This is a genomic window from Aggregatibacter actinomycetemcomitans (genome assembly GCF_003130205.1).
Lineage (GTDB): Bacteria > Pseudomonadota > Gammaproteobacteria > Enterobacterales > Pasteurellaceae > Aggregatibacter > Aggregatibacter actinomycetemcomitans_A.
The window spans coordinates 40,490-66,650 of the sequence record NZ_NRDF01000006.1; the positions used below are offsets into that span (position 1 = coordinate 40,490).

Here is a 26,161-nt window from a genome sequence, read left to right on the forward strand (position 1 = left end):
TCATTAATAGATTGGAAAATAGAAAAGTGCGGTGATTTTTCACCGCACTTTTTGTGTTATCTTTTCGCTTTCTTAATAAACTTCATCAAACGTTTACGTTTGCGTAATTGGTTTGGCGTGAGTTTATTGCGTCTGCCGGCAAACGGGTTGTTGCCTTCCTGGAATTGCAAACGAATCGGCGAGCCGATGATTTTCAGGCTACGACGGAAATGGTTGGACAAATAACGTTTATAGGAATCCGGTAATTTATCCACTTGGTTGCCGTGAATCACAATAATCGGCGGGTTGTAACCGCCCGGGTGGGCATATTTGAGTTTTACCCGACGACCGCTAATCATCGGCGGTTGGTGTTCCTCCGTGGCGATTTGCAAAATACGCGTTAGCATAGAGGTGGTCATTTTTTGTGTGGCACATTCGTAGGCTTCTTTGATGGAATCAAACAAATTGCCGATGCCGCTGCCGTGCAAGGCGGAAATAAAATGCACACGGGCAAAATCAATAAAATCCAAACGGCGATCCAGTTCCGATTTCACCCGATCTTTCACTTCCATATCCAAGCCGTCCCATTTGTTCACCACGATCACCAGCGAGCGACCGGCGTTTAAAATAAAGCCGAGGAGGGATAAATCCTGATCGGAAATGTTTTCGCGCGCGTCAATCACCAATAACACTACGTTAGCGTCCTGAATGGCTTGCAGGGTTTTGATGACGGAAAATTTTTCCACCGCCAAATGCACTTTTCCCCGTTTACGCACGCCGGCAGTGTCGATTAGGGTGTAATCCTGACCGTCGCGTTCCATGGGAATATAAATGCTGTCGCGGGTGGTGCCCGGCAAGTTGTAAACCACCACGCGATCTTCACCTAAAATGCGGTTGGTCAGCGTGGATTTGCCGACGTTCGGGCGCCCGACAATGGCGATTTTGATATTTTTCTTATCGGGCGTCTGTTCCTGCGCCAGTTCTTCGTCTAAAAGTGCGGTGTCTTCTTCGTTTGAAAAATCGAAGTCCTCGTCCCATTCGTCGAATTCGGTGGTGTTGGTCTCATTGGAAGAAACGTCGGTATTTTCCACCGCACTTTCTTCGCTTTCTTCCGTCGTTTGCTCCGCCAACGGACTAAGTACCTGCTCCATTAAGCTCACAATGCCGCGCCCTTGAGAAGCGGCGATTTGGGCAATGTCGCCCAAGCCTAATTGGTAAAATTCGGCGCAGTGGGAATCCGCATCAATGCCATCCACTTTATTGGCGACCACCACCGTGGTTTTGTTTTGGCGCTGGCGTAAATAATTGGCGATGCCAATGTCCGCCGAGGTTAATCCTGCGCGGGCATCCACCAAAAAGAGAACGATATCCGCTTCTTCAATGGCGAGCAGCGATTGTTCCGCCATTTTTTCTTCTACGCCTTCTTCCGTGCCGTCGATACCGCTCGTATCAATGACGATAAAATCATGGCCGGCAAGGTGGGCGTGACCGTATTTGCGGTCGCGGGTTAAGCCGGGAAAATCGGCGACGAGGGCGTCGCGGGTGCGGGTCAGGCGATTGAATAGGGTGGATTTTCCCACATTCGGGCGACCCACCAAGGCAACTACGGGAGTTGTCATAAAAACCTCTTATAAATGAAATGTGCCACGGGAAGATCGACATCGGCACTTGAAAAATGGCAGGCATTATAGCGGATTTTAGCCATGATGAGAAATCACAAGGCTTTGACGTGATAATTTATTTCTAAAAATCACTTTAAAAATTTTCTGTCGGCATTATATTAAATAGGTGAAATTTTATACTGATCATCTCATCAATTCATGCAATGCCGCAGGGCGTTCTTACACTTGGCGGCAAATCAAACCGAATAATCGCATTTAGATATTAAGCAATAAGGATAACTATGGCAAAACAAAACTATTACGAGATATTAGGCGTGGATAAAAATGCCGATCTCGATGCAATTAAAAAGGCGTATCGCAAATTGGTGCGCAAATATCATCCCGATGTCAGCAAAGATCCCGACGCAGTGCAAAAAACCGCCGAGGTGAATGAGGCTTATGAAACCTTGAAAGATTCGCAAAAACGGGCGGAATACGATGAAATGCTGGCAAACCCGTTTGGTGCGGGGCAAGGAAATCCGTTTGGCGGCGCACATCAGGGCAATCCGTTTGAAGGCGCATACGGCGATGGCAGCGGTTTCCGCCATTATGAATTCCACAGCGGCGCGGGCGGTGAACCGTTTGGTCAGGGGGATTTCCATTTTGAGGATTTATTCTCCGCTTTCGGTCGTCGCGGTCAGCAACAATCACAAACGCGCCAAACCGGGCCGATAAAAGGCGAGGATCAACACGCCGAGCTCAGCATTGATATTTCGGCGGCGTATCAGGGTGCGGAGCGTTCTTTAAGTCTGAATATGCCGACCATTGACGAACACGGGCGAATTATTCAACAGACCAAAACCATGAATGTGAAAATTCCGAAAGGCATTGCCGAAGGGCAACAAATTCGCTTGTCAGGGCAAGGCTTACCGGGCATCAACGGAGGTACAAGCGGAGATTTGTACTTGAAAATCCGTTTCCATGAACAGCCCGATCTCTATGTGAAAAACAAAAAAGACGTTTGTCAGACTATTGATATTTTCCCATGGCAGGCGGTGCTGGGCGGCAAAACCGTGGTGTCCACTATCGGCGGAAAACTGCAAATCAACCTGCCGGCGAACAGTCAAAGCGGCAAAAGTATTCGTTTGAAAGGCAAAGGCATTCCGGCGAAAGACGCAGGCGATTTGTATTTGAATATTCGTATTGTGGTGCCGGCGGTAGAAAACGAGGCGGATCGTGCCGCATGGGAACAATTAAGCGCGCATTTTGCCGCGAAACAGGCGTAACACAGAATAAGGAATGGACGTTATGAAACAAGATATTGATATTAAACTGAGTTTTAGTGAGATGTTGAATGTGTGTGCCGGTGAACGGCAGTGGTTGTTGGCGCTGATTGACGAGGGCATTATTTCCGTGGAAGGGCATCCGGAGCAGGCAGTATTTAGCGGCTTCCAAATGGCACGCGTCCGTCGAGCCCACCGCTTAAGCCATGATTTTGAAGCCAGCGTGCCTGCCTTGAGTTTGATTATGCAACTGCTTGATGAAGTGGAAGAATTGCGTAAGCAAACGCGCTCTATTTCGTTGTTAAGCGATCATTAAAAAACATTTGAAAAACACACCGCACTTTGAAAGCCCAAAAGTGCGGTCGTTTTCCCATGCGTTTTTACGCGGCAAACGGATCTTGCAGAATCATGGTTTGTACGCGATCCGGTCCGGTGGAAAGAATGGCAACCGGTACGCCGGTGACTTCTTCGATGCGTTTGATGTAGTCGCGACAGGTTTGCGGCAATTGGTTAACATCGGTGATGCCGAAGGTATTTTCTTTCCAGCCCGGCAAGGTTTCATAAATCGGCTCAACACCTTCCCAATCTTTCGCGGCGAGCGGGGCATATTCCACGATGTCGCCGTTCGGCATTTTGTAGCCGACGCAGATTTTCACTTCATCGAAACCGTCCAGCACGTCTAATTTGGTCATGCAGAAACCGGAAATGGAGTTCAACTGAATGGCGCGACGAATTGCCACCGCGTCAAACCAACCGCAACGACGCGGACGACTGGTGACGGCGCCGAATTCGTTACCTTTGCGAGCGATTTCAGCGCCTGTTTCATCAAATAATTCCGTAGTGAACGGGCCGCCACCCACGCGGGTGCAATAGGCTTTGATGATACCCAATACATAATCCAGATTGCGCGGACCGAAACCGGAACCTGTCGCCACGCCGCCGGCAGTGGTGTTGGAACTGGTCACGTACGGATAGGTGCCGTGGTCGATGTCCAACATGGTGCCTTGCGCGCCTTCAAATAAAATGTTGCCGCCGTTTTTGCGGGCGGTATCTAAGATGGTGGTGATGTCGGCGACCATGCCGGTGATAATATCGGCAACGGCGAACACGTCATCTAAGGTTTTTTGATAATCAACGGGTTCGACTTTGTAATAATTGACCAGTTGGAAGTTGTAGTAATCGAGGATATTTTTGAGTTTTTCGGCGAAGGCTTCGCGATCGAACAAATCGCCTACGCGTAAACCGCGACGCGCCACTTTGTCTTCATAGGCAGGACCGATACCGCGCCCGGTGGTACCGATGGCTTTTTTGCCCAACGCAGCTTCACGGGCGTGATCCATGGCAACGTGGTAAGGCAGAATTAACGGACAGGCTTCGGAGATCAATAAACGGTCGCGCACATTCACGCCACGGTTTTCCAGTTCGCCCATTTCCTGCATGAGTGCCGCAGGGGAAAGCACTACACCGTTACCGATTAAACAGGTGACGTTATCGCGCAGGATACCTGAGGGAATTAAACGTAGAACGGTTTTTTCACCGTTGATGATTAAGGTATGACCGGCATTATGACCGCCTTGGTAGCGCACTACATATTTCACGCGATCGGTGAGCAGGTCAACGATTTTCCCCTTTCCTTCATCGCCCCACTGAGCGCCGAGAACGACAACACTTTTACCCATAATTTTCCGCCTTTTTTAGCTTGAGGTTATAAAAATCAACGGTTGCCTACTTTACTATTTTCGGCTTGGAATCTCAATGCAACTCCTTTATTTATTCGCCAAAAGGACCGCTCTTTTCGGTGCGGGATAGCCTTCGATGGTTTTGCTGTGATCATTCGGATCAAGAAAATCCACCAGCGATTCATTTTCCAGCCAGTCGGTCTTCCGTTGTTCTTCCAATGAAGTCACCGCCACATCCACGCAACGCACATGGTTAAAACCGGTTTTTTGTAACCAATGAATTAACGCGGCAACGGAAGGAATGAAATACACATTTTTCATTTTGGCATAGCGATCCATCGGCACTAAGACGGTGTTTTCGTCGCCGTCCACTACTAAGGTTTCCAGCACCAATTCGCCGCCTTTGACCAGTTGGGCGCGCAGCTGCGAAAGATGATCCAGCGGTGATTTACGGTGATACAACACGCCCATGGAAAACACCGTATCAAACGCCGAGAGGGGCTGCATTTGCTCGATACCGAGTGGAATCAGATTGGCACGACGATCGTCGTTTAACAATTTACGCACGGCTTCAAACTGGCATAAAAATAATTCCGTCGGATCAATACCCACCACCATTTTCGCGCCTTCGCCCACCATGCGCCACATGTGATAACCGCTGCCGCAACCCACATCTAAAATGGTGCGATCCTGCAACGGGGCAAGATGGGGCAGCACGCGATCCCATTTGAAATCGGAGCGCCATTCGCAACCCAGATGAATGCCAAGCAAATCATACGGGCCTTTGCGCCACGGCATGAGCTGTTTGAGGTGGTGCACAATACGCTGCCGTTCGCCCTCGGAAAGGGGAGAAACGCTTTCAGATTTGACCGCACTTTTCAGGTCAATGCGGGATGCCGCCAAGTGCGGTAGAAATTCTAAGACTTTCGCCCATTTGGCGTAGTCGCCGTGGGTTTGTTGCTGCCATTGTTTGAGTTGCAGGGGCAGCGTTTCCAGCCATGGTGAAAGATTGGTGGTGGCGATTTGTTGATAAAAAGGGCGAAAATCGATCATTTTGCTGTCTCGCTTATAAGGCTTCTTTGTATGCTTTTTGGGCTTTGTCAAAGGTGTCGGTAATTTCCGCATCCGGTTTTGCCGACAGCAACGAAACCACCACAATGGCAAGGGTCGCCAGTAAGAAGCCCGGAATCATTTCATAAACTTGCGCCAATTCAGTGTTTTGCGGCAACCATTTTTTCCAGGCAATCACGGTGATGGCGCCGGTCAACATGCCCGCCATCGCACCCGAAGATGTCATGCGTTTCCAGAATAAGGAAAGTAACACGACAGGTCCAAAAGCACTGCCGAAGCCCGCCCAAGCGAATTCCACCAGTTTTAACACCAGGCTTTTTTCATCTTGTGCAATCCAAATGGCAATGCCCGCAATCACTAACACCATGGCGCGACCAAGCCAGATAAGTTCTTTTTCCGACGCTTTCGGCCGAATGAAGCCTTTGTAGAAATCTTCCGTAATCGCCGTAGAGGAAATGAGTAATTGCGCACTTAAGGTACTCATTACCGCTGCAAGAATGGCGGACAACAACACGCCGGCAATCCACGGGTTAAACAGGAGGCGGGATAATTCAATGAAAACCTGCTCCGGTTCTTTATTGACCAGGGCAGCCGATTCAGTGCTGGCGTTCGCGTAAAAATAAATTATGCCGAAGAAGCCGATAGCGATGGCGCCCACCAAACAAAGTATCATCCAGGTCATGCTGATTTTGCGTGCGTTGTTGAGAGAATGGACGGAATCCGCCGCCATGAAACGGGCGAGAATATGCGGTTGTCCGAAATAGCCCAAGCCCCAAGCGGCAAGACTCAGTAAGCTGACGGTGGAGGTGCCGCGGAATAAATCCGTAAAGTCTTTTTGTGCGCTGATTTCCGCTTGTTGTAAGACGCTTTGCAACTCATCAATGCCACCAATGGAAATAACCACGAAAACCGGCGTGAGCAATAACGCGAAAATCATTAAAGTGGCTTGAATGGTATCCGTCCAGCTAACGGCAAGGAAGCCGCCGATGAAGGTGTAAATGATGGTGGCGAGCGCGCCGTACCAAAGTGCGGTGGAGTAGTCAATTAAAAACAGATTGCGGAATAATTTCGCACTGGCAACCACGCCTGAAGCGCAATAAACGGTGAAAAACACCAGGATAATGGTGGCAGAGACGATCTTCAATAAGTTATGGGACGTGCCGAAACGGTGATGAAAATATTCGGGCAGGGTTAAGGCGTTATTGTTGAATTCTGTGTAAATGCGTAGGCGACCGGCGATAAATAGCCAGTTCAGGTACGCGCCGAGGGTTAAACCGATGGCGATCCATCCCTCAACCAAACCGGATAAATAGACTGCGCCGGGTAACCCCATTAACAGCCAGCCGGACATATCGGAAGCGCCGGCGGACATGGCGGTGACGAAACTGCCCAAACGGCGACCGCCGAGAATGTAATCGGAGAAATTTTGAGTGTAATAGTAAGCGGCAATCCCGATGCCGAGCATGCCGACGATATAAATAACAAATGTGACAATTGTTGGATCTAATCCAAGCATTGTACCAACCTTAGTACATAGACTGCTGAAAAATGTGAAAAGAGGCGCATTTTACCGCATTTGCCCCTATTATTCTATTTTCCTTTTCGTTAGACTTATCAGACGAAAAAACAATTAGCAAACTTAATCAGGGACATTATGGATTCGGTCGAATTATTGGTCAATGTGACACCCAACGAAACGCGCATTGCCCTTGTAGAAACAGGTTTATTAAAAGAAGTACATATTGAACGCCAAGGCAAACGCGGCATTGTGGGAAACATTTATAAAGGGCGTGTGACCCGCGTGCTGCCGGGAATGCAGTCGGCGTTTGTGGATATCGGCTTGGAAAAAGCCGCCTTTTTGCACGCCTCAGACATCGTCTCGCACACTGAATGTGTGGATGAAAACGAACAAAAGCAATTTGTGGTAAAAGACATTTCCCAGCTGGTGCATGAAGGGCAGGATATTGTCGTGCAGGTGGTGAAAGATCCGCTCGGCACCAAAGGCGCACGCCTTACCACGGATATTACGCTGCCTTCCCGCTATTTGGTGTTCATGCCGGAAAACAGCCATGTGGGTGTGTCGCAGCGTATTGAAAGTGAGGAAGAACGCGCTCGTTTGAAAGAACTGGCGCTGCCGTTGTGCGACGAGTTAGGCGGCTTTATTATTCGCACCGCTGCCGAAGGGGCAAGCGAGCTGGATTTGCAACAGGACGCGGAATTTCTGAAACGCTTATGGCGCAAAGTGCTGGAACGCCGCGCCAAATACCCGACCCGCTCCATGTTATACGGCGAATTGGCGCTCACCCAGCGTATTCTGCGCGATTTCATCGGCGCTAAATTAGATCGCATTCACATTGACTCCCGCCTTTGTTTCAACGAAGTCAAACAGTTCACCGAAGAATTCATCCCGAACCTCTCCGACAAACTGATTTTATACGCGGGAAATCAACCGCTCTTTGATGTCTATAGCGTGGAAGCGGGTATTCATAACGCGTTGGATAAACGGGTGAACCTCAAATCCGGTGGCTATTTGGTTATCGAACAAACGGAAGCCATGACAACCATCGACATCAACACCGGCGCCTTCGTGGGGCATCGCAATCTGGAAGAAACTATTTTTAATACTAATATCGAAGCTACCAAAGCCATCGCTCAACAGCTCCAATTGCGTAATCTCGGCGGCATCATCATCATCGATTTTATTGATATGCAAAAAGAAGAACACCGCACCCGCGTGCTGGAATCTTTGCAGGAAGCCCTTGCCGGCGATCCGGTGAAAACCAATGTCAATGGCTTCACTCAACTGGGCTTAGTGGAAATGACCCGCAAACGCACCCGCGAAAGTTTGGAGCGCGTGCTCTGCGGCGATTGTCCCGCCTGCCAAGGGCGCGGACGGGTGAAAACCGTGGAAACCGTGTGCTATGAAATCATGCGCGAAATCATTCGCGTACACCATGTTTTCTCCAGCGAACAATTCGTGGTTTACGCTTCCCATGCCGTCGCCGATTACTTGATTAACGAGGAATCCCACGGCTTACTGGCGGAACTGGAGGTGTTCATCGGCAAACAAATCCAAGTAAAAACCGAAGTGTTTTATACTCAGGAACAGTTTGATGTGGTGGTGATGTAGCCTTGACGATATAAAAGTGCGGTGGATTTTGCGAACGTTTTTTAGGTGGTGTAGGTATTAAAAAACACCGCAAAAATCCACCGCACTTTCCGTGAAAACCAACAAAAGGAGAACTTATGAAACTCTATGTTTACGATCATTGCCCGTTTTGCGTGCGCGCCCGTATGATTTTCGGCTTGAAAAATGTCCCCGTTGAACTCGTGACCATCTTAAATGACGACGCGGAAACGCCAATCCGATTGGTCGGCAAAAAAGTCGTGCCGATTTTAGTGAAAGAAAACAGCGAAGCTATGCCGGAAAGTTTAGACATTGTGCGTTACATTGATGAACATAACGGCGAAAAAGTCTTATCGGAAACGGTGCGCCCGGCAGTGGAAGCCTGGTTAAAACAGGTCGGCAGCTATCAAAATCATTTGGTCATCCCACGCTTTACCCGTCTTGGACTGCCTGAATACGCCACCCAAAGTGCGGTCGATTATTTCACCGAAAATAAAGAAAAATCCATCGGCGATTTTGCCGAAAATCTCGCGAATACCGACACCTATCTCGCCCGCTTTGCCCCCGATTTAGCGCAACTTGCCCATCTAATCCAATCGGACACCGCACTAAACGGCAGCCTTTCCCTGGAAGACATTCTCGTTTTCCCCATCCTGCGCAATCTCACCTGCGTAAAAGGCATGGTTTTCCCGCCGAAAGTCAACGCTTATGTGGAAACCATGTCCCGCTTGAGTCAAGTGCCGTTGTATCGGGATAAAGCGATTTAACGAGGAGGGAAAATATGAAACCCCTTTGTGTCGTCCTAAGCGGCGCGGGTATTAGCGCCGAAAGCGGCATTCCCACTTATCGTGCGGCAGACGGTTTATGGGCAGGGCATAAAATTGAAGAGGCGTGCACGCCGGAAGCCCTGCAACGTAACCGTCAACAGGTGCTGGATTTTTATAACGAACGCCGCCGAAATTGCGCCAAAGCCAAACCTAATGCGGCACATAACGCGTTGGTAGAATTGGAACGCGCCTATCATGTACAAATCATCACGCAAAATGTGGACGATTTACACGAACGCGCGGGCAGTGCCAACGTGTTGCATTTGCACGGCGAATTAACCAAAGCCCGTAGCAGCTTTGATCCCGATTACATCGTGCCTTGCACAGGCGATCAATCGGTGCAAGACAAAGACCCGAACGGGCACCCCATGCGCCCGCATATTGTCTTCTTCGGCGAAAATGTGCCCATGTTGGAACCGGCCATTGATTTGGTTTCGCAAGCAGACATTGTGTTGGTCATCGGTACATCGTTACAGGTTTACCCGGCAAATGGGTTAGTCAACGAAGCCCCAAAAAACGCCCAAATTTACCTCATCGACCCAAACCCGAACACAGAGTTTATTCGCCATAACGTCAACGTAGTAAAAATAAAAGCGGGCGAAGGCGTGCCGAAAGTGGTGGCGGAATTATTGGAGAAGGCAAAAAACAGCTAGAAAAATGACTGCACTTTTCATGCCGATAGCGACATTTTGGTGTCGCTATTTTTTTGTATTTTCTAACGACATAAATTGCCGTATGAGTGAATAAAATAAGTTTCGTGTTTAATACAAAACAAGGAGAGTATTATGAGAACTGCACCACTTCATGAGGTGAAAGTATTTATGTGGGCTTAGAGTGTACTTAATTTAGGGTCTTACTAGATAACGAAATAACATCCCATGCAGGTTCTAATAACTCAATTGAGATTAAGTCAGCATACACAGAATAAACTTATCTAATTGTTCTTAGACGTTAGCGCCAGAATAGCAGGTTAGTTAACATAAAAAATACAGCCGCCAGTTATTTTCATCTTATTTACCAAACCAGCCCTCATTTAGAGATGTTTGAGGGCGAAATTGAGACCGATGAACGTTATTGCGGGCGGTATTCGTAAAGATAAACATGGTCGTGGTGCAGCAGAATTTTGTTGAGATGCGGGTTTTTAATGCCAGTCTTTGAAACGAAGATGGTTCAACATCACGCAGTGATAAAAACTGACGGATGCCGCCGGGAGCGGTTTCAGCTAAACTATAGTAAGCGCTTAGTGTCGGTTGTGTATCTGTATCAATCAGTAAGGTTCTTAAACCATGGTCTGCACAAAATGCACCGATATTGGCGGCATTAGTGCTTTTGGCAGAACCACCTTTGGTACAGGCGATTGTAACAACGTAAGGTTTTTTAGCAGTGTGGTTAATGCACATAATTTTACTCACTTAACAGAAGATTAACGTTAAGGAGTATCGACTTTGGGCAACCGGTCCGGAACTTTAACTTTTTGGTGGGTCGTGAAGGGTTCGAACCTTCGACCAACGGATTAAAAGTCCGCTGCTCTACCGACTGAGCTAACAACCCATGTGCATTTTTATTTGGAGGGTAACTATTTAATAAGAAAGGTATTATTAAATGGTGCCCGAGGCCAGACTTGAACTGGCACGCCTCGAAAGGCGAGGGATTTTAAATCCCTTGTGCACACGATTAGTGAAAAGAAAGAGTTAGACCTTACGCGATGTACCCAGCCAATACATCCAGATCTATCCACTAACGTCACGTGGATACTGTCATATCTTACACAAATTTACTAGTTTGTAAAGCCTGAACAGTGATTATTTCTAGTGTGCATTGATATGTCTTCAAAGAGAATTTGCATATTTCCTAACCATTTCAATGTCATCCTCAATGTAACTTAGTGTTACTTTAATATCTTTATGACCCAATAGTTGCTTGGTTATATATAAATTTTCAGGATTTCGCATTAAATTTGTTGCGGCAGTATGTCTGAATCTATGAGGTGAGCTTATTACACCGGTATATTTAGATATAACTTTAAACAGATAACTGACCTGATCTTCTGTCATTGATTTTCCCTTTCGCTTCACTGCATTAGAGAAAAGATTTAAATTAAATAGTTGAGTATTTGAAGGTTGTTTTAATTTATGTAACCGATCAATTAGCTTTGCCAAATAAGGATATAATGTGTCTGAAATAGGCAGAGTGTGATAATCGTGATTCTTATTAATTTCTGGGGATATATAAATTATTCTTTTTTCAAGATCAATATCTTGTATTTTTAATTTGGTTAATTGGGCTCTGCGGATTGCTGTACAGCGGAATGTCATTATAAGTGTTTGTATAAACCATGTGGGTCGGAGAATTTTAGGAAGGTTGGCATTATCTTTGATTCCGCAGCTTAATTTTCGTAACTGTTCTGGACTATATACTTTCTTTCTATGCCGTCCTTCTTTAACAAATAATCCATCAAGTGGGTTTTTATCGAAGGAAAGTATTTTATGTTCTATACCAAATTTAAAAATAGTTTTTAGCTGTCTAATATAACTATTCCAAGTAATAGGGCGAATAGACTTATCTAAAACATTTTTTCTCCATCGCAATAAATCAGTGGTTGATAAATCTTCCAGGGAATCAAGCTTGCAATTTTTTTGTAGCTGTCGCATTGCTTTCTTGTAACTCTTTATCGTATCTGTACGTAGGCGACGATGGAAAAAAAAATGAATCTAATAAAATGTCGAATGAAACTTTACTCATTCTGGATCTCCTCTATTAGTGTTAAGTGCAGATTATCAATTAAAATCTGATTGCCGAAGAAGTATTCGGTGTCTTTAATTAAGTATCCAACCAATTTTGAAGACTTTCTTGGTCCAGCTACGGAGCATTTCCAGAAATTTTGGCTGTCTTTATTTGGTAAATGGTATTTCTTGTGTAATTTTAAATCTTGGAAGGCATATTGCAAATTTTCTATGTCCTTTTTCGTGAAGCTAATATTAAGGCTATTGTAATAGTCTTGAAAAATACCTGGGCTAACTAAAAATAGGTGACCTTTGACTATGTGAAGCTTGGCATTTTTCACATTGATAGCTAGTTTTTTAGTACTAATGCCTAGTTTAAGCCAGTCAATGAATGCTTTTCCGGAAATGGTATCTGGCTTTTGGGTGGCGAGTGTTTTTTCTTCAGTAGATTTGATTTCTAAGGATTTCTCTGAACTTTCTTTATTGGATTCCATATTCTGAGCTTCATCTTCAAAAGATGAAGCTTGGACTGAACCATCGAATAGCCCTAGGACAAAATCAGCCATATCAGCATTATCCTTAACCTTAGTTTCTGGTACGGATTGGATTTCGTTTTGAATTAAATTATCAGCCGTTTCTTTTGTCGGTTCTGCACTTGAAAGTAAGTTTTGCTCTGAAATTGCACTTTCTGTAGTACAAATTTCTTTTGAATCATTATTCTTAGCCTCAACATATACTTCTCCAGCAAAAAATTCAGGACGGTCATTAACGTTTTCCCAAATTATTTCTGGTTTTATTTTTAGAAGAGTAAATGCTTTGGGTGGGCACCACCCTGAATCTGCTTTTATTCTACAATGCCAGATAGCGGTATTATCAGGTGTAGATTCAACAATATTAAGCGATTGCATTTCACTAAATAATTTAGGGTTATCTGAAGGAACTGATATACCTTGCTCCAGTAGATAGGCACGAATCTGATCAGCAGTAGACTTACTCATTAACCAAAGACCATCATTTGTATACCAACCATCTGCTGGACCTTTAGGCGTATTGATTTTTAATTTATGTTGTAATAGATGACGTAATGCAAGAATTAGTTGTTTTGCAAACGATGTAACCGGACGTTGTGTCAGTTTTGTTATATCACCACCAATAGCCAAAGTTACACTATTTTGGTCCGCTTTTTGTACTATTTCGGATAGTAGTCCTGCTTTATCGGAATGTCCTGCCATAGCATACATTAAAGACGAAAATGCCTCTGGATATTGAGCCAGCCAATCAAAAGCTTCTTGGGGAATTAAGTAATTAGCAAGATAACTACCCAGAACTGGGTGAAGTTCATAATCTCTTCCTTTTATGTATTTAAATTTGTAAGGTTGTGGCGGAATGCCATGCCAAGCAAACCAGCGTGATCCATTTTTTAGTTGTATTTCTATATCAACAATAATTTTGCCAATGTCGTGGACAAGTGCTTGGTAAATGATAGCCGCACTCCAAGCATCTCTTTGTTTTGATTGTTCTTCAGGTGCTGCATTTGGTGGTAAAACGTAGCTTTGTCGTAATTTTGCTGCAAAAGAAAGCACCTCTAGTCCATGGTCAAGCATTCCTCCCAAATGAGAGTGGTGATGAGCTTCCGAGGCAGGTAATAGTTGAACCATCTCAGCATAGCGTTCAATCGGCTTTTGGTATAGTGAACTAAACATGTCCTGAGTCATGGAAACCTGTTGCCATAGTACATTCAGATATTTTTGACGTAATTCACTTTTTAGTAGTTCTACTGCGGGCAATGGGCTTATCCAACCATCATTATCAATCATTGGTAGTGTCGGTTGGATAGTAATATCAAAGGATTCGGTATTAGATTTTTTACTTAGGATTTTATGAAAAATGGAAAACATAGTTGCTTCATATCTTAGTAAGGGGTGTTATTTAATGTTGCAGAATACAAGTGATGAATATCAAAACAACAAATAAGTGATCATTAAAAACAGATAAATATGGTGCGGGTTGTTCCTGCCTTTTGAAAAAGCCTTTTGGCCTTTTCAGGTAAGACCTTTCCCTTGGAAAGGTTATCCTTAAATTTTACCCTTAGCCCGCTAGGGCTCCCTTGTTCCTTTTACCTTTTTGCGGTTTTGTTGTATGATTTCAAGGTATGTAGATCCGTGTTGGAGAAAATATGTTAAATCAAGCTAAATTAAAAAATGAGCAAACTCACTTTCAAGAAAGAGTATTATCAGTGTTTGAACAGTCCTTAACTGAAGAGCAACGCTTTTTACAAGGTGTCTTGAATGGCAAAATTAAGACCTACTCACATGAAGAGGTAATGAAAGATTTGCGCAAGGCATTGAAACGATGAAACAGGATTACGTTGTTCAATGGTCTGAAATGGCTAGATTTCAGCTTTTAGATAAAGCGGAATATATTTACACACAAAGCCAAAGTAAGGAAGTGGCTGACAAATTCATTGAGGAAATAGAGCGTCTATCAGAAAAACTTAGTTACATTGCTGACGCCTATACTGACGGGAGATTTCACATTTTTCCACTTAAAAATGGGCATTCAGTGAAGTTTCTGGTTGTAGGAATGTATATTATGATTTACGCTTTTTTGCCAAAAGGTGTGAATCATTAAGAAGGGGTGTATGTTATTTAAGCTCGAACCCGAATATGAAGATTTTTTAGCTCAAAAGATTCAAATGGGGCTAGTGGACCTTGCTGAGGGGCGTTACTCAACTGCTGAACAATTTAAGCTAGAAATGGAACAATTATTAGTTCATAAGGAATATGAATTACAGCAATATGGCTAAGCTACAAATGCTTGCAGTCATCTATAGTTAGCGGTTGTCTCCAAGACATAGTGATCAGCTTGCTCCATTTTTTTGCATTGCTACTTGTTCATATCTTCACTACTCTCATAATCTCCGTAGTTGTTTTCTGTCTCAGTGTTTTCATCTTCGTTTAGTTGTGACTCAAGGATTTTTCTGTCTTCATCACCCAAAAATTTCCAATAGTTGCAAATCAGTTCCTTTTCTCCATACCTTTCCCATACTCCCGGATAAAAATAATCTGCATCAACATGGCAAATTCCACCTACGTGTGGGGACCGAGTGTTTGCTATGGCTCCAATAACCTGAATAAACGTAATGCATAAAATAGGAAGTGTGTTAGGTTTCATTGTCTAGATAGATGATATGGTTTTCTCAATTCTAGATATTCCATTTCCTATCTAACAGATTTATTCATATTTTCATTTCAACAGATTTCAAAAACTATCCTGAATCAAAAAACAATTCATCAGTACGATTTTGCTCAAAACTTCTATGATTTAGTCTATAAACTTTGAGGTGAGTTTTTAGACTGTCTAAAAACCTATAAAAAGTAAGATTTTAGACTAATGGTTATCACTAGTCTAAAAAGTTTTAAGTTTTGAATAAAGGAAAATTTTTATGAAAAAATTCTCAAACATAAATTCATTAGAATACTGCCTTTTATCTTGGTATTTGTATTTAGATGAACTAAAAAAAAGAAGGAAAAGAAAGTTATGGGATAGGTTATTAAGTAAAAATATAATCCAAGCTTATGTAATGCAAAATAATTTCCAAGGTTTGTTGCAATGTAAAGATGCGACAGAGATGACTAAGGAAATTGGTTTTTTATTGCTCAAGGCGGGAGAGATACCATTAAAGACCCCTGATGAATATGGTATGAGTCATGCTTATGATATAGAAAGAATGATAGATAAATTAAGAAATATAGCGAAAATAGCTAATGAAACATACTAACATAGTAATTGTTAAGTTATTGATAATAAGGAGATGGCTATGTCTGAAAAAATCGGCCTTTCATTACTAGAGAATAATAGAATCAGAATCCTTTTGAACTCTAATCAAGTAATAGAATTCGAGCTTCGTAGAGGAGAATATGGGCATTCTCCGTATTCTGATGATAGTTTTGTTGGAATTGAAATTACAGATAATTCAGAACAACAAAAAATTATTGAGTTAGCAACAAAATATGCAACTAAAGACTTTGGCGTTCAGTCTTTATTTCAAGAGGGAGAAGGAGAACACGCAATTCAATATGAAAGCTGTGAGATAGATTTCACACCAGAGTGTGTAGATAAAAATGTATTTCTGAATGAAATTGTTTTTCTTAACCAACTTAATGCTGATCTGATTGAAAAAATCAAGTCAGAAAAATGCACGCAAATAATGATTAGCTTTCCGATGAATTATCCTGATGGATATTTAGAAAAAAAATTAGAGCAACTAAAGAACTTAATATCTAATAACAGTTAAGTTTTGCACATACAAGGATATTAAATGAAATTTAAAAAAATCTCTTTCATTACATCAGAGTTAATGCTTGTTTTGGTGTCAGTAGGGCTTTCGATTGAGTTAATAAAATGGATAAGCCCAATCCTAAACGCGGATAATTTCAGTGGTATTATAGTTAAAGCAGTCTTGCTAATAATTTGTGTATCAGGTATCTACTCTGTATTATCAAGACTAAACGCTTTGCTTTTTAAAGCTGTAGATAAAACGAATTAAGTTTAAATTTTGAATAAAGAGAAAAACGATGGTAGAAATATTAAGTTTAGTAGCATTGTGGCTTTGCATAATTTCGTTGTGGATTAGAGTTTATCTTTTAGAAAAGATGATTGTTGAGCTTAAAAGCAAAATTGATAAATCTTAGGTTTTGAGCGAGGATAAAATTATGGCAAAAATCGGTTACGCAAGAGTTAGTACTCAAAGGCAGGATTTAAGCGAACAAATCACTATACTCGAAAAATTTGGTTGTACAAAGATTTTTGCCGGTAAACACTCAGGTAAAGCCGATAAAAATCGAGAACAATTAGATGAATTACTTGATTATATTCGTGAAGGTGATGTTGTCGTTGTTACAAAACTTGACCGACTGGGACGAAGTTTGACTCAGTGTTTAAATACTCTAGAACTGTTTAAAAAGAAAAAAATTGGATTTATTGCTGTTCAACAAGGAATTAATACGCAAACGCAAGACAACCCGATGGGGATGGCATTAATCCAATTGCTAGGCATTTTTGCGGAACTGGAGAGAAATTTCATTGTAGAGAGAACCCAAGACGGAAAACAGGCAAAACTTGCTGCCGGTAATAAAAATGCTTTAGGTGGTCGCCCTCCTAAGGTAACAGATAAAGTTCGTCGAGGGATTTACAGGGATTTTGCTAAAGGCTTATCCATCAATGATGTAGTTCTAAAATATAATTTATCCAGAGCTACAATTGCGAGACTAAAAGGGCAATTTAATCGTTCAAAATTTGCTCTTTAATTCTGTAGGATATCATAAATACCTAAGCTCTCTCCCGAATTGTAGGATGCCCTTTGTAAGGGAACGAAAATTCCTAACCATTTGTAAAAACAGAAACTCATTGTTCCACTTAGTAAAGGAAAGTGGATATCTTGTAACGATATCATGTAATACAAGTAAAAATAAGGCATCTCATGCCCCAGTCCATCATGCCAATCCAAAGCATTAACAATAATTTTTGACTATCAATGATTTCTTAGTACCGCAATTACAAACCAATTTTAGCCCTGATGATAGAGCAGTTTGTATTAGATAACTATTTTGTATAGTTATCTTGTTCTTATTATTTATTTATTATAATATTGATATATCATCTATAAAATTATTGGTATTATGATAAATATGACTCTTGTTTTACGTTCTGCCCCACTGATATCTATTGATATAGATAATGCATTAAAAGAAAAACAGCTGACATTGAGTGATTGTGTTACACAGTTTGATTCATTTTATTCTTCAGCTATTAGAAATGGTGAAATCATGCCTTTGAATAAAGATTTCATACAGCGAGTTAGAAAGGGAAAATATAAGGTGGTTACTAACAGAATAATACAGCTTTGTAAATTTTTACATATCAATCCATATGAGACGCCTTCATCAAAAATAGCAATTTCAGAATTGAGAAATATTGAAAAACTGATATGCGAACATCCTGAGTTAGAAAAAAGAATAGCTCAATTCTTGCATGAAGCATATAGCTTAGTGAAATATGGAATAAATATTAAGTCATCAACAAATTAGATAATTAGAGGATAGGATGAAATTTATTGATTTATTTGCTGGTCTGGGAGGGTTCCATGTCGGCTTATCTAATAATGGACATCAATGTGTATTTGCTTGTGAAATTGAACCGGATTTAAGGCAGATTTATAGAGAAAATTATGGGCTGGAACCATTTGATGATGTGACGAAAATTGATGTAACTCAGGTTCCTGAGCATGATATTATTTGTGCAGGATTTCCTTGTCAGCCTTTCTCTTTGGCTGGAAAAAAGAAAGGTGCAGAATGCCCGAAATCAGGAAAACTAATAGATTATGTTGTAAAAATTGCTCAATTTCACTCTCCTAAGTTTATTTTCTTAGAAAATGTACCCAATATACTAAATATTGCAGAGGGAAGTTTCTGGCAATACTTGATACAATCTTTTGAAAGTGTTGGTTATACTTTACACTATAAAATAATTTCTCCTACTGATATTGGTATTCCTCAAAATAGAAAGCGGATCTTTATTGTTGCCGTTCGTAATGATTTTAATCAAGGGAAATTTGATTGGCCAGATATGTCTCATTGTGGGCAAATCAACTTAGTTGATGTTCTTGAAAAGGCCGCATTGTCTAAAAAGCTGGAACCACGTAAGGAAAAATTACTTAAACATTGGCAATTGCTTTTAGATGCGTTGCCACATGGCGATATGGGGGCTATATCTATTGTTGCTCCTGAGTTCGGTGCAACTTATCCATATGATTTTCGTAAATTATCTTTACAGGAAATGAAGAAATACAAGGGATCGTATGGACAAGATTTATCAAACTGTTTAACTTGGCAGGAGATCTTAGAAAAATTACCTGCGTATACCAGAAAAGAACACAAGGTTGCTGATTGGATCCTGAAATCAGTGAAATATTCAAGAAAGCTCTATTTAGAGAATAAATGCATATGTAAGAGATGGGCTACATCTCTTGATAAAGATAATAATAGTTGGCAAATATTGGAGTGGAGAGGAGAACCTAATGAGAGAAATATTTATAGCCATTTAGTACAATTTAGAGCGTCTGGAATAAGAGTATTGAGATCGAATATTGCTCCCTCTCTCATTTCTATGACACCAACTCAAATTCCAGTGATCCCTGCTGAATCACGCTACTTCTCTGCATATGAGGCTGCAAAATTACAACATCTTCATCATCTAAAAAAATTACCATCAAATACAATTAAAGCTTTTCGAGCATTAGGCAACGCTGTAAATGCTAAAATTGTTGAGAAACTTACACAAAATATTTCTCAATTGGCTATAGAGTAAATTTTTATACCTACTAAGTAGAGGATAATACCATGCTAACGGAACCTAAAACATTTGAAGTTGACGTTTCTCCAGAGATGCAACTCTATAAAATTTTACAGAAACAATCTTATGAAATTGAGACCGCCTTAGCTGAGTTTTTAGATAACTCAATACAATCCCTTATTGACTATAAGGGAACTCATAAGAGAACTCAAAAAGAAGATTTATTACTATTTAAAATAGAAATTGATTCGAAAAATAAAAAAATAACAATAACTGATAATGCATTCGGTATTAATCGTGAGAATTTTCAACGAGCTATTCGTGTCGGGCATAGATCGGGGTTTTCACATGGGAAAGATAGTTTATCTGTTTATGGCATAGGCTTAAAATCGTCAGCTATTTGGTTTTCTGACACGTGGTCTATTGAAACTACAGCTATTGGACATGGAGAAAAACTAACTGCTGAATTTGATTTGAATAATTTATTAGCGACGGGACAGCAATGTATTGTTGTTAATAGTGAACCATGCGAAGAAAGAGAGCATTATACAAAAATCTCTATTTTAAACTCTATGAGAAATTTACCTGAGGAGTATTATAGAGATACAGTACTTCCTTATTTACAAGAGACTTTCTATAAGTTTCCTTTTTTAAAATTAGAGATTATTTATGATAACTTAGTCCTACATACGGATAAAGCGCATGTTTCTACTCCCGCTCCTCTTATTAGCCCTATTGTAGATCGAAATCATCAATTTAGTGGTGATAATGTGGTTTGGAAGAAGCTAATTGATTTAGATTATGCTGGACGACAAGTAAAAGGATTTATTATGATTATGGATAAAGGTGGATATAAACAACCAGGGATTAGGTTATTTCGAAATAATAGGGTTATTAATGGCACCTCAGCAAAAAGAAATGTTCCTAATAGCCTTTATCAAACTTCAAATAAATATTCTGCCCAAAGGATATATGGTGAACTGCATTTAGATGATTTTCCTGTTAACTTTATGAAGACAGGATTTGATGAAAATCTTGACGGTTTGTATCGGCTACTTCATTCTGAGTTAAAAGGTAATGGTAGAGAACCGGATTTTTTAGCTCAGGCAGAAAATTATAGAGCTAAGCAAGATAAGCGTTCGACTAAAGAAAGGATGACAGCAGAACAAAATGAGAAAAACGCTCTGGTAACAGATAATTCTGGCAATACTAAATTATCTTCTGATAATTCTATTAAGAATAAAAAAAGCTCAAATGTGACAGTGTTAAGTGAAAAAAATCCACCTATTCCAGAGAAGATGCCTGAAAATATTGAGTATTCCAAAAAGGTTAGTGAGGCGTTAGATTCGTTGGAAACGAAAAAGCTAAGACGCTTTTATGATTCGTTGTGTCGCATTTCTTTAACCAAAGATCCTCTGTTAGCCTATGTTTGCGCCTGGTCTTTTTTTGAGTCGTTAAAATCATATCTTAAGAAAGAAGCAAACACGACGGATTTTCCAAGCTTTTTTAATCAATACATTATTAATATTGTTGAAAATAAGGTAGATAGAAAACCTTATACTCAAGCATTAAGTGAAATCCATGTAAAAGGAAATTTATGTAAGCATGATGGAAATTATGAAACAATTAATGCTCAGCAATTAGCTGTCGATTTTAAATTATTGGAGAATTTGATATTAAAAGTTATTAAAATTAATGTGTGAAAGGGTTTTAAGTCGTAATTAAATAAAAAACCTAACACGATTATAAATCTAAGTTAGGTTTTTTTATTTATTAACCAATGTGACGCTTTGGCATATGCGATTGCAAATTAATCTCTTTTTTTAAAATTTCATTAATTTCTGATCAACAAATCTTTTTAAAATTTGTTTAATTAATGGCTGATAACCAATACCATGGTATTTGGCTATAAACTCTAAATTTTCAAGAATATCTTTTTGCATTCTTAAAGAAATTGCTTGCAATTGGATAACAGATCCCGACGGAAAAACTGTTCCCGCCGGGATGAAAATAAGAATGCCAAAATTGAACGGAAGTGCGGTCAAATTTTGGCATTGATGTGAAGGATCGTTGTTTAGTTAACGATGATGAAAAATGTGTAATGTATTTTCGTTTTTTTGACATACTTCCAAATAACGAAAATGTTGTCCGGAAGTAGCCGGCATTTTTACTAAAAAACGAATTGATTCCGCATGGTTGGGGCGATTCTCCCACGCATTAATAGCTTGTGCAGTGATCGCATCTACCAATGCATCATCAATATGTTCTGCCTGATTTTTACTTAGATACCCGGCGAAACATTCTAACGTAAATTCAACTTTCATTGTGTTTCTCCAAAAACAGGGAAACACATCTCCTGTAAGGAAATATATTTCCCTACAGGGTGAAAGGCCCAATAACATTAAGACCGAGTATTAGTTACCAGTATAAATAGGCAAATGAACCACAGATGCCTATCACAAAAGCAATAAAAACGGCAATAGCTGATTTTTTTAGCCAATTCTTACGCATATCAATAATGCTCTCTTCGTATTCGGCTGCTTGATTATCCAATAGCATTTGTAGCTCATGAAATCTACGCGCCTCTTCGGCCTCAATACTTCGATTGATACCATCAGTGACATCTTTGTATTTATGAGTTGCTTTTGCCTTAGCTTTAATGAATAAACGTCCAAGACGTTGTCCGAAACGATAGGCTAGTGTTGGTTGAGGACTCGTGAGTGGAACAAGCTGTTCTACATTTGAGGATGTCATAGTCATTCTCCTGAGTTAATCGTTAAGAAAATTCCGAGAGAATGACAATTCCGAGGGAATTATCTTTCCCTTCGGAAGGTCTGGTTGAGATGGCATACCTACATTCCGTAGTGTCCCTTTCAGTATGCTGGGAGCATTTGGGCTTTTGATTCTACTTACGCGTGGTAAGGCGTTGCTTCTCAAGAATCATGCAACTTTTAAGGGCTGCCTGAACAGCGTCTTAATACCTTCATCATACGGAAGATGAAGTAGACGAAAAGATAAAACTGTTTTTTCAAATCGGATAATTATCCTGATTTTAAAATGAGTTTACGCTATCTCGAATTTCCTCCTTCAGTTAATGTGCAGTCTAATATTAGGGCACTTATTTAAGGAATTGCATGCACATCAATAAATGGCTTTTAACACTGAGTCTGACGAGTCAATTCGTGTTGGCAAACAGTGTTGAAATAATCCCTTCCATTACGGTTTATACTACTCAAAATTATTCAATTACTCATCCTGAATTGGCTGACCAAATATATTACCTGGATAGCGTTGAACAATGGGAAGACAAAATTAGCCGCCAATTAAGTCATGATCCGGCGCAGGCTCAACGACAGGCGCAACAATTTTTTAATTCTCCCGATTGGGTCAATTACCAAAACAAATTGAAATCCGCATATCAAGGCATCATTAGTGGTTGGCAAAATGGTATTAAAAAGGTTCCGGCGGTTTTGTTTCAACATCCTAATACCGAAATTACTGTCGTTTATGGTGAAACGAATGTCTTGAATGCCAAAAAACAATGGCTGCGATGGTTCGAACAACAAAATAAGTGAGGTGAACATGTACTTGAAAAAACTCGGTTTATATGCGATTTGTTTTTCGCTATGTACACCTGCCGCCGGTTCTCTTAATACAGCGACCATTATGGCCTCCAGTGCGTCGCCGGATTGTATTGAATACAAGGTGGTCGGTACCTGTTTTTGGCTATTTTGTACACAATTTGGGTGCAAGGTAAGAACCTCAACAAAAGTGAAGCACCATATCCCGGAAACGGTGGTATCAGCTTACAACCATGAAGGTCAGAATCCCTGGCAGGAAATGAACATGGTAAGCCAGGGCGTAAAAGGGGGTGAATATCGCTCGCCACAAAAAAATTATACCCAACTAAATTTTAAAAATGTGGATGCCATTGGCCATCCGCAAGGGGCCATAAGCCAAATGCTAAATAGCACTGGCTATTACTGTCAGAGTCAGACAACGCCGTTTTTCCCCTATTTTTTGAGTAGTTTAGATTTCTTTGCTTGGCGCCAATCGATTCCCGAAATGTTTTATCCGGAAGCATTGGTTCCCGGCATGCGGGAAATCCGTGGCAATGGAGAAACCTGGGGAAATATTTTCCCGCGTAGTGGCGCTGTTACTCAGGTAGACGATTATAAGGCTTCAGCAGTTACCGCACACCGAGTCGCAGACTTCCTGACCCGCATGGGACAACCGCACATTTATATACCTACCGCAAAACAAGAACAGGGGCAAAATGGTCATTGGTATCCGGAGCCGGTACAAGAGGGTGATATCCAAAATCATAAATGGCAGCAGCTTCATCCCCAATTATCTCAATCTTGTAGCATTTTCCCTGATACACCGCAGAGTATGTTATCTGAGGACGGCAGTTATGCCTGGGCGTTATGGCGACCATATAAATGCTGTAAGCGCCGGGGGCAAACCTTCTTATATAGTATTGATTGGTCCAATTAAATTCATCTATGGAGAATATATATGCCTAATTTCATAAAAAAATCACATATCGCGTTATCCATTTCACTTTTTGTTAGCTTAGGGATAAGTGCACCATTACACGCTGATTCCGTTATGGACAAACTTGATTTTAGTAAAGCGGATTCAATTTTATCGGATAAAGTGTTTTATCAAATTGGCGGTGGGGTTGGCTATATGGCTCCGCCGACTCGGGCAAATACGATTAATGCGGCAGAATTTGGTCTCGGTTGGAAAGCCAACCTTATGTGCGGCAATTTTGACATGAAGACGACCATCAAGAATCAGCTAAACGGGCTGACTGAAGGCTTTAAAGATTTATACAGTAATATCATTGAATCTGCGACAGGTGCGGTAGCAAGTCTGCCGGCAATGGTTATTCAACGAGCCAATCCTCAGCTCTACGATATTCTAACAAACGGGTTGTTCCAGGGAAAAATTGACTTTGCTAATTTAAAGACCAGCTGTGAAGAAATGTCTAAAAAACTTGCCGATTCTACATTAGATGGGCGCTGGTCATTAAGTGCGGACATGGAGAAATATAAAACGCTACTGACAAATGAACCGGATGCCAATAAAGTCCAGAAGCAACTTGAAAATAATAAAGGTAAAGAAGGGAAAACCTGGGTCGGAAATCAAAAGAAAGGGGGGGAGGGACAGGAGCCTATTAATCTGGTTGAAGACGTTGCTTCAGCCGGTTACAACATGCTAAATAATCGTCCGGTTTTAGAAAAGAAACCCATTTCCGGCTCCAATTGTAACGGATTACTTTGCCAGACCTGGGAAGATCCTAAACAGCTTTCAGACTGGCTGACCAAAGTTGTCGGTGAACAAACACTTTCGACCTGTGCCGAAAATTGCGGAACACCAAGTAGCTCTAAGCCGGGTGTCGGTCTCACACCAGAGATTGAAGAGGAAAATATCCGCACTTTATCAAACCTTGAAAAAGCACTTAATATGCCGGTGCCGTCCCCAGAAATTTTAGCTCAACTGAGCTCATCAACAATACCGGTTACTCGCGGACTAATTGAGGCATTGCGTGAAGATCCGGATGTTGAAGTATTAAGTCAGCGTTTATCAAGTGAGTTGGCTCTCTCAAAAAGTATGGAAAAACTACTTTTGGCGCGTCGTGCGGTACTTGCCGGAATGCGCGAGCCTAACGTGACGAATAATAAAGATGCGACTGATGAATTAGATAAAGTGCTGAGGATTATCGATCGGGAAATTGAACAGGTCAATATGGAAACTAGTCTGCAAAAATCCATTACCAGTAATACGGCGACTGCAATATTGCAAAATAAAGAACGTCGTGACCTTAATTCAGGGCCATATAATTTACCACAAGATAGCTTGGATAAACGAGTTAATAAGCTGGTAAATGGTACGGTAAAAAATGAAGAAGACACCTCTGAACCGGCAGATATTCATATTCCGCATAAATCTGTGACGTTAGGTGTGCCGAGTGTTGCAGATAACGCTAATCGTCCATCGTTCAATGGTAGCAATAGTCCGGTATCTGCCGGTAGAAATCCGAATGCTACTATTCCGGATAATCAAATCACTGCAAAAGATAAGCAGGAATTTATTCGACAAACCATGCCGATTGCCAAAGCGATTGAAGAAAAATGGGGTGTTCCGGCAGAAGTGACTATTGCTCAAGCAGCGCTAGAATCAGGTTGGGGGAAAAAAGTGAAAGGAAATGCTTATTTTGGTATTAAAGGGAAGGGTTCTAAAGGTTCTGTCAATTTTGGTACGCACGAAGTTATCAATGGTAAAAAAATCCGCATGAATGATAATTTTGCTTCTTATGGTGGCTTTGGGGATGCTGCGAATGGTTACGGTGAGTTTTTAAATAAAAACAAACGTTATCGTGAGGCATTTAAGCATAAGGATAATCCGGTTGAATTTGCAAAAGCCGTAGCTAAAGCCGGTTATGCAACTGACCCGGAATATGCGAACAAGTTGACAAGTATTATTAAATCCAATAAATTTGCATAAATGTT

At 41.3% G+C, this 26,161-nt stretch carries 27 protein-coding genes, 1 tRNA gene and 2 pseudogenes; 19 read left to right on the top strand and 11 right to left on the bottom strand.

Annotation, left to right across the window (positions count from 1 at the left end; all coding sequences use genetic code 11):
- Positions 1–56 precede the first annotated feature (56 nt).
- Complete coding sequence (gene der, locus DK423_RS05940) at positions 57–1,598, bottom strand: ribosome biogenesis GTPase Der (RefSeq protein WP_109043907.1); 1,542 nt, start codon at positions 1,596–1,598, stop codon at positions 57–59.
- A gap of 284 nt (positions 1,599–1,882) precedes the next feature.
- On the opposite strand from der, the gene DK423_RS05945 reads away from it, so the two are divergent.
- The gene (locus tag DK423_RS05945; RefSeq protein WP_061886862.1) at positions 1,883–2,866 is read left to right on the top strand and encodes a DnaJ C-terminal domain-containing protein; all 984 of its coding nucleotides are present in this window, start codon (positions 1,883–1,885) and stop codon (positions 2,864–2,866) included.
- A gap of 22 nt (positions 2,867–2,888) precedes the next feature.
- Complete coding sequence (locus tag DK423_RS05950; protein ID WP_005555634.1) at positions 2,889–3,179, top strand: chaperone modulator CbpM; 291 nt, start codon at positions 2,889–2,891, stop codon at positions 3,177–3,179.
- Between the two features lie 64 nt (positions 3,180–3,243).
- On the opposite strand, the gene purA is transcribed toward DK423_RS05950, so the two are convergent.
- From purA to putP, 3 genes are all read right to left on the bottom strand, one after another.
- Positions 3,244–4,542 carry an adenylosuccinate synthase gene (purA, locus tag DK423_RS05955; RefSeq protein WP_005555635.1) on the bottom strand — a complete coding sequence of 433 codons (1,299 nt, stop codon included), beginning with the start codon at positions 4,540–4,542 and terminating at the stop codon, positions 3,244–3,246.
- Positions 4,543–4,629: 87 nt separating this feature from the next.
- The gene (gene cmoB, locus DK423_RS05960; protein WP_005555637.1) at positions 4,630–5,595 is read right to left on the bottom strand and encodes a tRNA 5-methoxyuridine(34)/uridine 5-oxyacetic acid(34) synthase CmoB; all 966 of its coding nucleotides are present in this window, start codon (positions 5,593–5,595) and stop codon (positions 4,630–4,632) included.
- A gap of 13 nt (positions 5,596–5,608) precedes the next feature.
- Positions 5,609–7,129, bottom strand: coding sequence for a sodium/proline symporter PutP (putP, locus tag DK423_RS05965; RefSeq protein WP_005555639.1), 1,521 nt, complete (start codon positions 7,127–7,129; stop codon positions 5,609–5,611).
- A 138-nt stretch (positions 7,130–7,267) separates the two neighbouring features.
- Here putP and rng point away from each other — a divergent pair, with 138 nt between their 5' ends.
- The 4 genes and pseudogenes from rng to DK423_RS11135 form a co-directional block, all read left to right on the top strand.
- Positions 7,268–8,743, top strand: coding sequence for a ribonuclease G (rng, locus tag DK423_RS05970; RefSeq protein ID WP_005555641.1), 1,476 nt, complete (start codon positions 7,268–7,270; stop codon positions 8,741–8,743).
- Positions 8,744–8,859: 116 nt separating this feature from the next.
- The gene (grxB, locus tag DK423_RS05975) at positions 8,860–9,507 is read left to right on the top strand and encodes a glutaredoxin 2 (RefSeq protein ID WP_005555643.1); all 648 of its coding nucleotides are present in this window, start codon (positions 8,860–8,862) and stop codon (positions 9,505–9,507) included.
- 14 nt (positions 9,508–9,521) lie between these two features.
- On the top strand, positions 9,522–10,220 hold the full coding sequence (locus tag DK423_RS05980) for an SIR2 family NAD-dependent protein deacylase (RefSeq protein WP_005555646.1): 699 nt from the start codon (positions 9,522–9,524) through the stop codon (positions 10,218–10,220).
- 285 nt (positions 10,221–10,505) lie between these two features.
- Positions 10,506–10,685 (top strand): annotated as a pseudogene (locus DK423_RS11135) (IS1595 family transposase); the annotation flags it as partial.
- Between the two features lie 45 nt (positions 10,686–10,730).
- On the opposite strand, the pseudogene DK423_RS11140 reads toward DK423_RS11135, so the two are convergent.
- The 4 genes and pseudogenes from DK423_RS11140 to mobH all read right to left on the bottom strand — a co-directional run.
- Positions 10,731–10,967: pseudogene (locus DK423_RS11140) on the bottom strand (ParA family protein); the annotation flags it as partial.
- Between the two features lie 75 nt (positions 10,968–11,042).
- Positions 11,043–11,118: transfer RNA gene (locus tag DK423_RS05990), tRNA-Lys, on the bottom strand.
- Positions 11,119–11,396: 278 nt separating this feature from the next.
- The gene (locus DK423_RS05995; RefSeq protein WP_061886700.1) at positions 11,397–12,218 is read right to left on the bottom strand and encodes a tyrosine-type recombinase/integrase; all 822 of its coding nucleotides are present in this window, start codon (positions 12,216–12,218) and stop codon (positions 11,397–11,399) included.
- Positions 12,219–12,301: 83 nt separating this feature from the next.
- Positions 12,302–14,188, bottom strand: coding sequence for a MobH family relaxase (gene mobH / locus DK423_RS06000; RefSeq protein ID WP_109043908.1), 1,887 nt, complete (start codon positions 14,186–14,188; stop codon positions 12,302–12,304).
- A 278-nt stretch (positions 14,189–14,466) separates the two neighbouring features.
- Between mobH and DK423_RS06005 the strand changes: the two genes are divergently transcribed.
- The 10 genes from DK423_RS06005 (at position 14,467) to DK423_RS06050 (ending at position 21,346) form a co-directional block, all read left to right on the top strand.
- Positions 14,467–14,646 (top strand): hypothetical protein, encoded by a 180-nt coding sequence (locus DK423_RS06005; RefSeq protein ID WP_005700774.1) that lies wholly within the window; start codon positions 14,467–14,469, stop codon positions 14,644–14,646.
- On the top strand, positions 14,643–14,921 hold the full coding sequence (locus tag DK423_RS06010; RefSeq protein ID WP_005700773.1) for a hypothetical protein: 279 nt from the start codon (positions 14,643–14,645) through the stop codon (positions 14,919–14,921). Before DK423_RS06005 ends, DK423_RS06010 begins: the two co-directional genes overlap by 4 nt.
- Before the next feature lie 10 nt (positions 14,922–14,931).
- Positions 14,932–15,096 (top strand): hypothetical protein, encoded by a 165-nt coding sequence (locus tag DK423_RS11145; RefSeq protein WP_187370356.1) that lies wholly within the window; start codon positions 14,932–14,934, stop codon positions 15,094–15,096.
- 639 nt (positions 15,097–15,735) lie between these two features.
- Positions 15,736–16,071 carry a hypothetical protein gene (locus DK423_RS06020; protein WP_061886697.1) on the top strand — a complete coding sequence of 112 codons (336 nt, stop codon included), beginning with the start codon at positions 15,736–15,738 and terminating at the stop codon, positions 16,069–16,071.
- A 39-nt stretch (positions 16,072–16,110) separates the two neighbouring features.
- Positions 16,111–16,587, top strand: coding sequence for a hypothetical protein (locus DK423_RS06025; RefSeq protein WP_061886696.1), 477 nt, complete (start codon positions 16,111–16,113; stop codon positions 16,585–16,587).
- Positions 16,588–16,611: 24 nt separating this feature from the next.
- Complete coding sequence (locus DK423_RS06030) at positions 16,612–16,839, top strand: hypothetical protein (protein WP_061886695.1); 228 nt, start codon at positions 16,612–16,614, stop codon at positions 16,837–16,839.
- Positions 16,840–17,005: 166 nt separating this feature from the next.
- Positions 17,006–17,599, top strand: a complete 594-nt coding sequence (locus DK423_RS06035; RefSeq protein WP_061886694.1) for a recombinase family protein — start codon at positions 17,006–17,008, stop codon at positions 17,597–17,599.
- 381 nt (positions 17,600–17,980) lie between these two features.
- Positions 17,981–18,379 carry a hypothetical protein gene (locus tag DK423_RS06040; protein WP_061886693.1) on the top strand — a complete coding sequence of 133 codons (399 nt, stop codon included), beginning with the start codon at positions 17,981–17,983 and terminating at the stop codon, positions 18,377–18,379.
- Positions 18,380–18,395: 16 nt separating this feature from the next.
- Positions 18,396–19,658 (top strand): DNA cytosine methyltransferase, encoded by a 1,263-nt coding sequence (locus DK423_RS11340; RefSeq protein ID WP_061886692.1) that lies wholly within the window; start codon positions 18,396–18,398, stop codon positions 19,656–19,658.
- Positions 19,659–19,690: 32 nt separating this feature from the next.
- Positions 19,691–21,346 (top strand): ATP-binding protein, encoded by a 1,656-nt coding sequence (locus DK423_RS06050; protein WP_109043909.1) that lies wholly within the window; start codon positions 19,691–19,693, stop codon positions 21,344–21,346.
- Positions 21,347–21,466: 120 nt separating this feature from the next.
- Here the strand turns inward: DK423_RS06050 and DK423_RS06055 are convergent, their stop codons facing one another.
- From DK423_RS06055 to DK423_RS06065, 3 genes are all read right to left on the bottom strand, one after another.
- Entirely contained in the window at positions 21,467–21,688 is a 222-nt protein-coding gene (locus DK423_RS06055) for a hypothetical protein (RefSeq protein ID WP_061886690.1), read from the bottom strand.
- 33 nt (positions 21,689–21,721) lie between these two features.
- Positions 21,722–21,967: a hypothetical protein gene (locus DK423_RS06060; RefSeq protein WP_061886689.1), complete on the bottom strand. Its 246-nt coding sequence runs from the start codon at positions 21,965–21,967 to the stop codon at positions 21,722–21,724.
- Positions 21,968–22,061: 94 nt separating this feature from the next.
- Complete coding sequence (locus DK423_RS06065; protein ID WP_231102121.1) at positions 22,062–22,397, bottom strand: hypothetical protein; 336 nt, start codon at positions 22,395–22,397, stop codon at positions 22,062–22,064.
- A gap of 380 nt (positions 22,398–22,777) precedes the next feature.
- Between DK423_RS06065 and DK423_RS06070 the strand changes: the two genes are divergently transcribed.
- Genes DK423_RS06070 through DK423_RS06080 form a run of 3 tightly spaced genes read left to right on the top strand, consistent with a single transcriptional unit; the run spans position 22,778 to position 26,156 of the window.
- Positions 22,778–23,218, top strand: a complete 441-nt coding sequence (locus DK423_RS06070) for a TIGR03757 family integrating conjugative element protein (protein WP_081111329.1) — start codon at positions 22,778–22,780, stop codon at positions 23,216–23,218.
- A 7-nt stretch (positions 23,219–23,225) separates the two neighbouring features.
- Positions 23,226–24,140, top strand: a complete 915-nt coding sequence (locus DK423_RS06075) for a TIGR03756 family integrating conjugative element protein (protein ID WP_061886687.1) — start codon at positions 23,226–23,228, stop codon at positions 24,138–24,140.
- Between the two features lie 21 nt (positions 24,141–24,161).
- Positions 24,162–26,156 carry an integrating conjugative element protein gene (locus DK423_RS06080; protein WP_061886686.1) on the top strand — a complete coding sequence of 665 codons (1,995 nt, stop codon included), beginning with the start codon at positions 24,162–24,164 and terminating at the stop codon, positions 26,154–26,156.
- The last annotated feature ends 5 nt before the right edge of the window (positions 26,157–26,161 follow it).

What these genes read in the sequence shown, in the direction of transcription:
- der (WP_109043907.1), bottom strand. Translation starts at nt 1,598, where the DNA reads ATGACAACTCCCGTAGTTGCCTTGGTGGGTCGCCCGAATGTGGGAAAA.
- DK423_RS05945 (WP_061886862.1), top strand. Translation starts at nt 1,883, where the DNA reads ATGGCAAAACAAAACTATTACGAGATATTAGGCGTGGATAAAAATGCC.
- DK423_RS05950 (WP_005555634.1), top strand. Translation starts at nt 2,889, where the DNA reads ATGAAACAAGATATTGATATTAAACTGAGTTTTAGTGAGATGTTGAAT.
- purA (WP_005555635.1), bottom strand. Translation starts at nt 4,542, where the DNA reads ATGGGTAAAAGTGTTGTCGTTCTCGGCGCTCAGTGGGGCGATGAAGGA.
- cmoB (WP_005555637.1), bottom strand. Translation starts at nt 5,595, where the DNA reads ATGATCGATTTTCGCCCTTTTTATCAACAAATCGCCACCACCAATCTT.
- putP (WP_005555639.1), bottom strand. Translation starts at nt 7,129, where the DNA reads ATGCTTGGATTAGATCCAACAATTGTCACATTTGTTATTTATATCGTC.
- rng (WP_005555641.1), top strand. Translation starts at nt 7,268, where the DNA reads ATGGATTCGGTCGAATTATTGGTCAATGTGACACCCAACGAAACGCGC.
- grxB (WP_005555643.1), top strand. Translation starts at nt 8,860, where the DNA reads ATGAAACTCTATGTTTACGATCATTGCCCGTTTTGCGTGCGCGCCCGT.
- DK423_RS05980 (WP_005555646.1), top strand. Translation starts at nt 9,522, where the DNA reads ATGAAACCCCTTTGTGTCGTCCTAAGCGGCGCGGGTATTAGCGCCGAA.
- DK423_RS05995 (WP_061886700.1), bottom strand. Translation starts at nt 12,218, where the DNA reads ATGCGACAGCTACAAAAAAATTGCAAGCTTGATTCCCTGGAAGATTTA.
- mobH (WP_109043908.1), bottom strand. Translation starts at nt 14,188, where the DNA reads ATGTTTTCCATTTTTCATAAAATCCTAAGTAAAAAATCTAATACCGAA.
- DK423_RS06005 (WP_005700774.1), top strand. Translation starts at nt 14,467, where the DNA reads ATGTTAAATCAAGCTAAATTAAAAAATGAGCAAACTCACTTTCAAGAA.
- DK423_RS06010 (WP_005700773.1), top strand. Translation starts at nt 14,643, where the DNA reads ATGAAACAGGATTACGTTGTTCAATGGTCTGAAATGGCTAGATTTCAG.
- DK423_RS11145 (WP_187370356.1), top strand. Translation starts at nt 14,932, where the DNA reads ATGTTATTTAAGCTCGAACCCGAATATGAAGATTTTTTAGCTCAAAAG.
- DK423_RS06020 (WP_061886697.1), top strand. Translation starts at nt 15,736, where the DNA reads ATGAAAAAATTCTCAAACATAAATTCATTAGAATACTGCCTTTTATCT.
- DK423_RS06025 (WP_061886696.1), top strand. Translation starts at nt 16,111, where the DNA reads ATGTCTGAAAAAATCGGCCTTTCATTACTAGAGAATAATAGAATCAGA.
- DK423_RS06030 (WP_061886695.1), top strand. Translation starts at nt 16,612, where the DNA reads ATGAAATTTAAAAAAATCTCTTTCATTACATCAGAGTTAATGCTTGTT.
- DK423_RS06035 (WP_061886694.1), top strand. Translation starts at nt 17,006, where the DNA reads ATGGCAAAAATCGGTTACGCAAGAGTTAGTACTCAAAGGCAGGATTTA.
- DK423_RS06040 (WP_061886693.1), top strand. Translation starts at nt 17,981, where the DNA reads ATGACTCTTGTTTTACGTTCTGCCCCACTGATATCTATTGATATAGAT.
- DK423_RS11340 (WP_061886692.1), top strand. Translation starts at nt 18,396, where the DNA reads ATGAAATTTATTGATTTATTTGCTGGTCTGGGAGGGTTCCATGTCGGC.
- DK423_RS06050 (WP_109043909.1), top strand. Translation starts at nt 19,691, where the DNA reads ATGCTAACGGAACCTAAAACATTTGAAGTTGACGTTTCTCCAGAGATG.
- DK423_RS06060 (WP_061886689.1), bottom strand. Translation starts at nt 21,967, where the DNA reads ATGAAAGTTGAATTTACGTTAGAATGTTTCGCCGGGTATCTAAGTAAA.
- DK423_RS06065 (WP_231102121.1), bottom strand. Translation starts at nt 22,397, where the DNA reads ATGACATCCTCAAATGTAGAACAGCTTGTTCCACTCACGAGTCCTCAA.
- DK423_RS06070 (WP_081111329.1), top strand. Translation starts at nt 22,778, where the DNA reads ATGCACATCAATAAATGGCTTTTAACACTGAGTCTGACGAGTCAATTC.
- DK423_RS06075 (WP_061886687.1), top strand. Translation starts at nt 23,226, where the DNA reads ATGTACTTGAAAAAACTCGGTTTATATGCGATTTGTTTTTCGCTATGT.
- DK423_RS06080 (WP_061886686.1), top strand. Translation starts at nt 24,162, where the DNA reads ATGCCTAATTTCATAAAAAAATCACATATCGCGTTATCCATTTCACTT.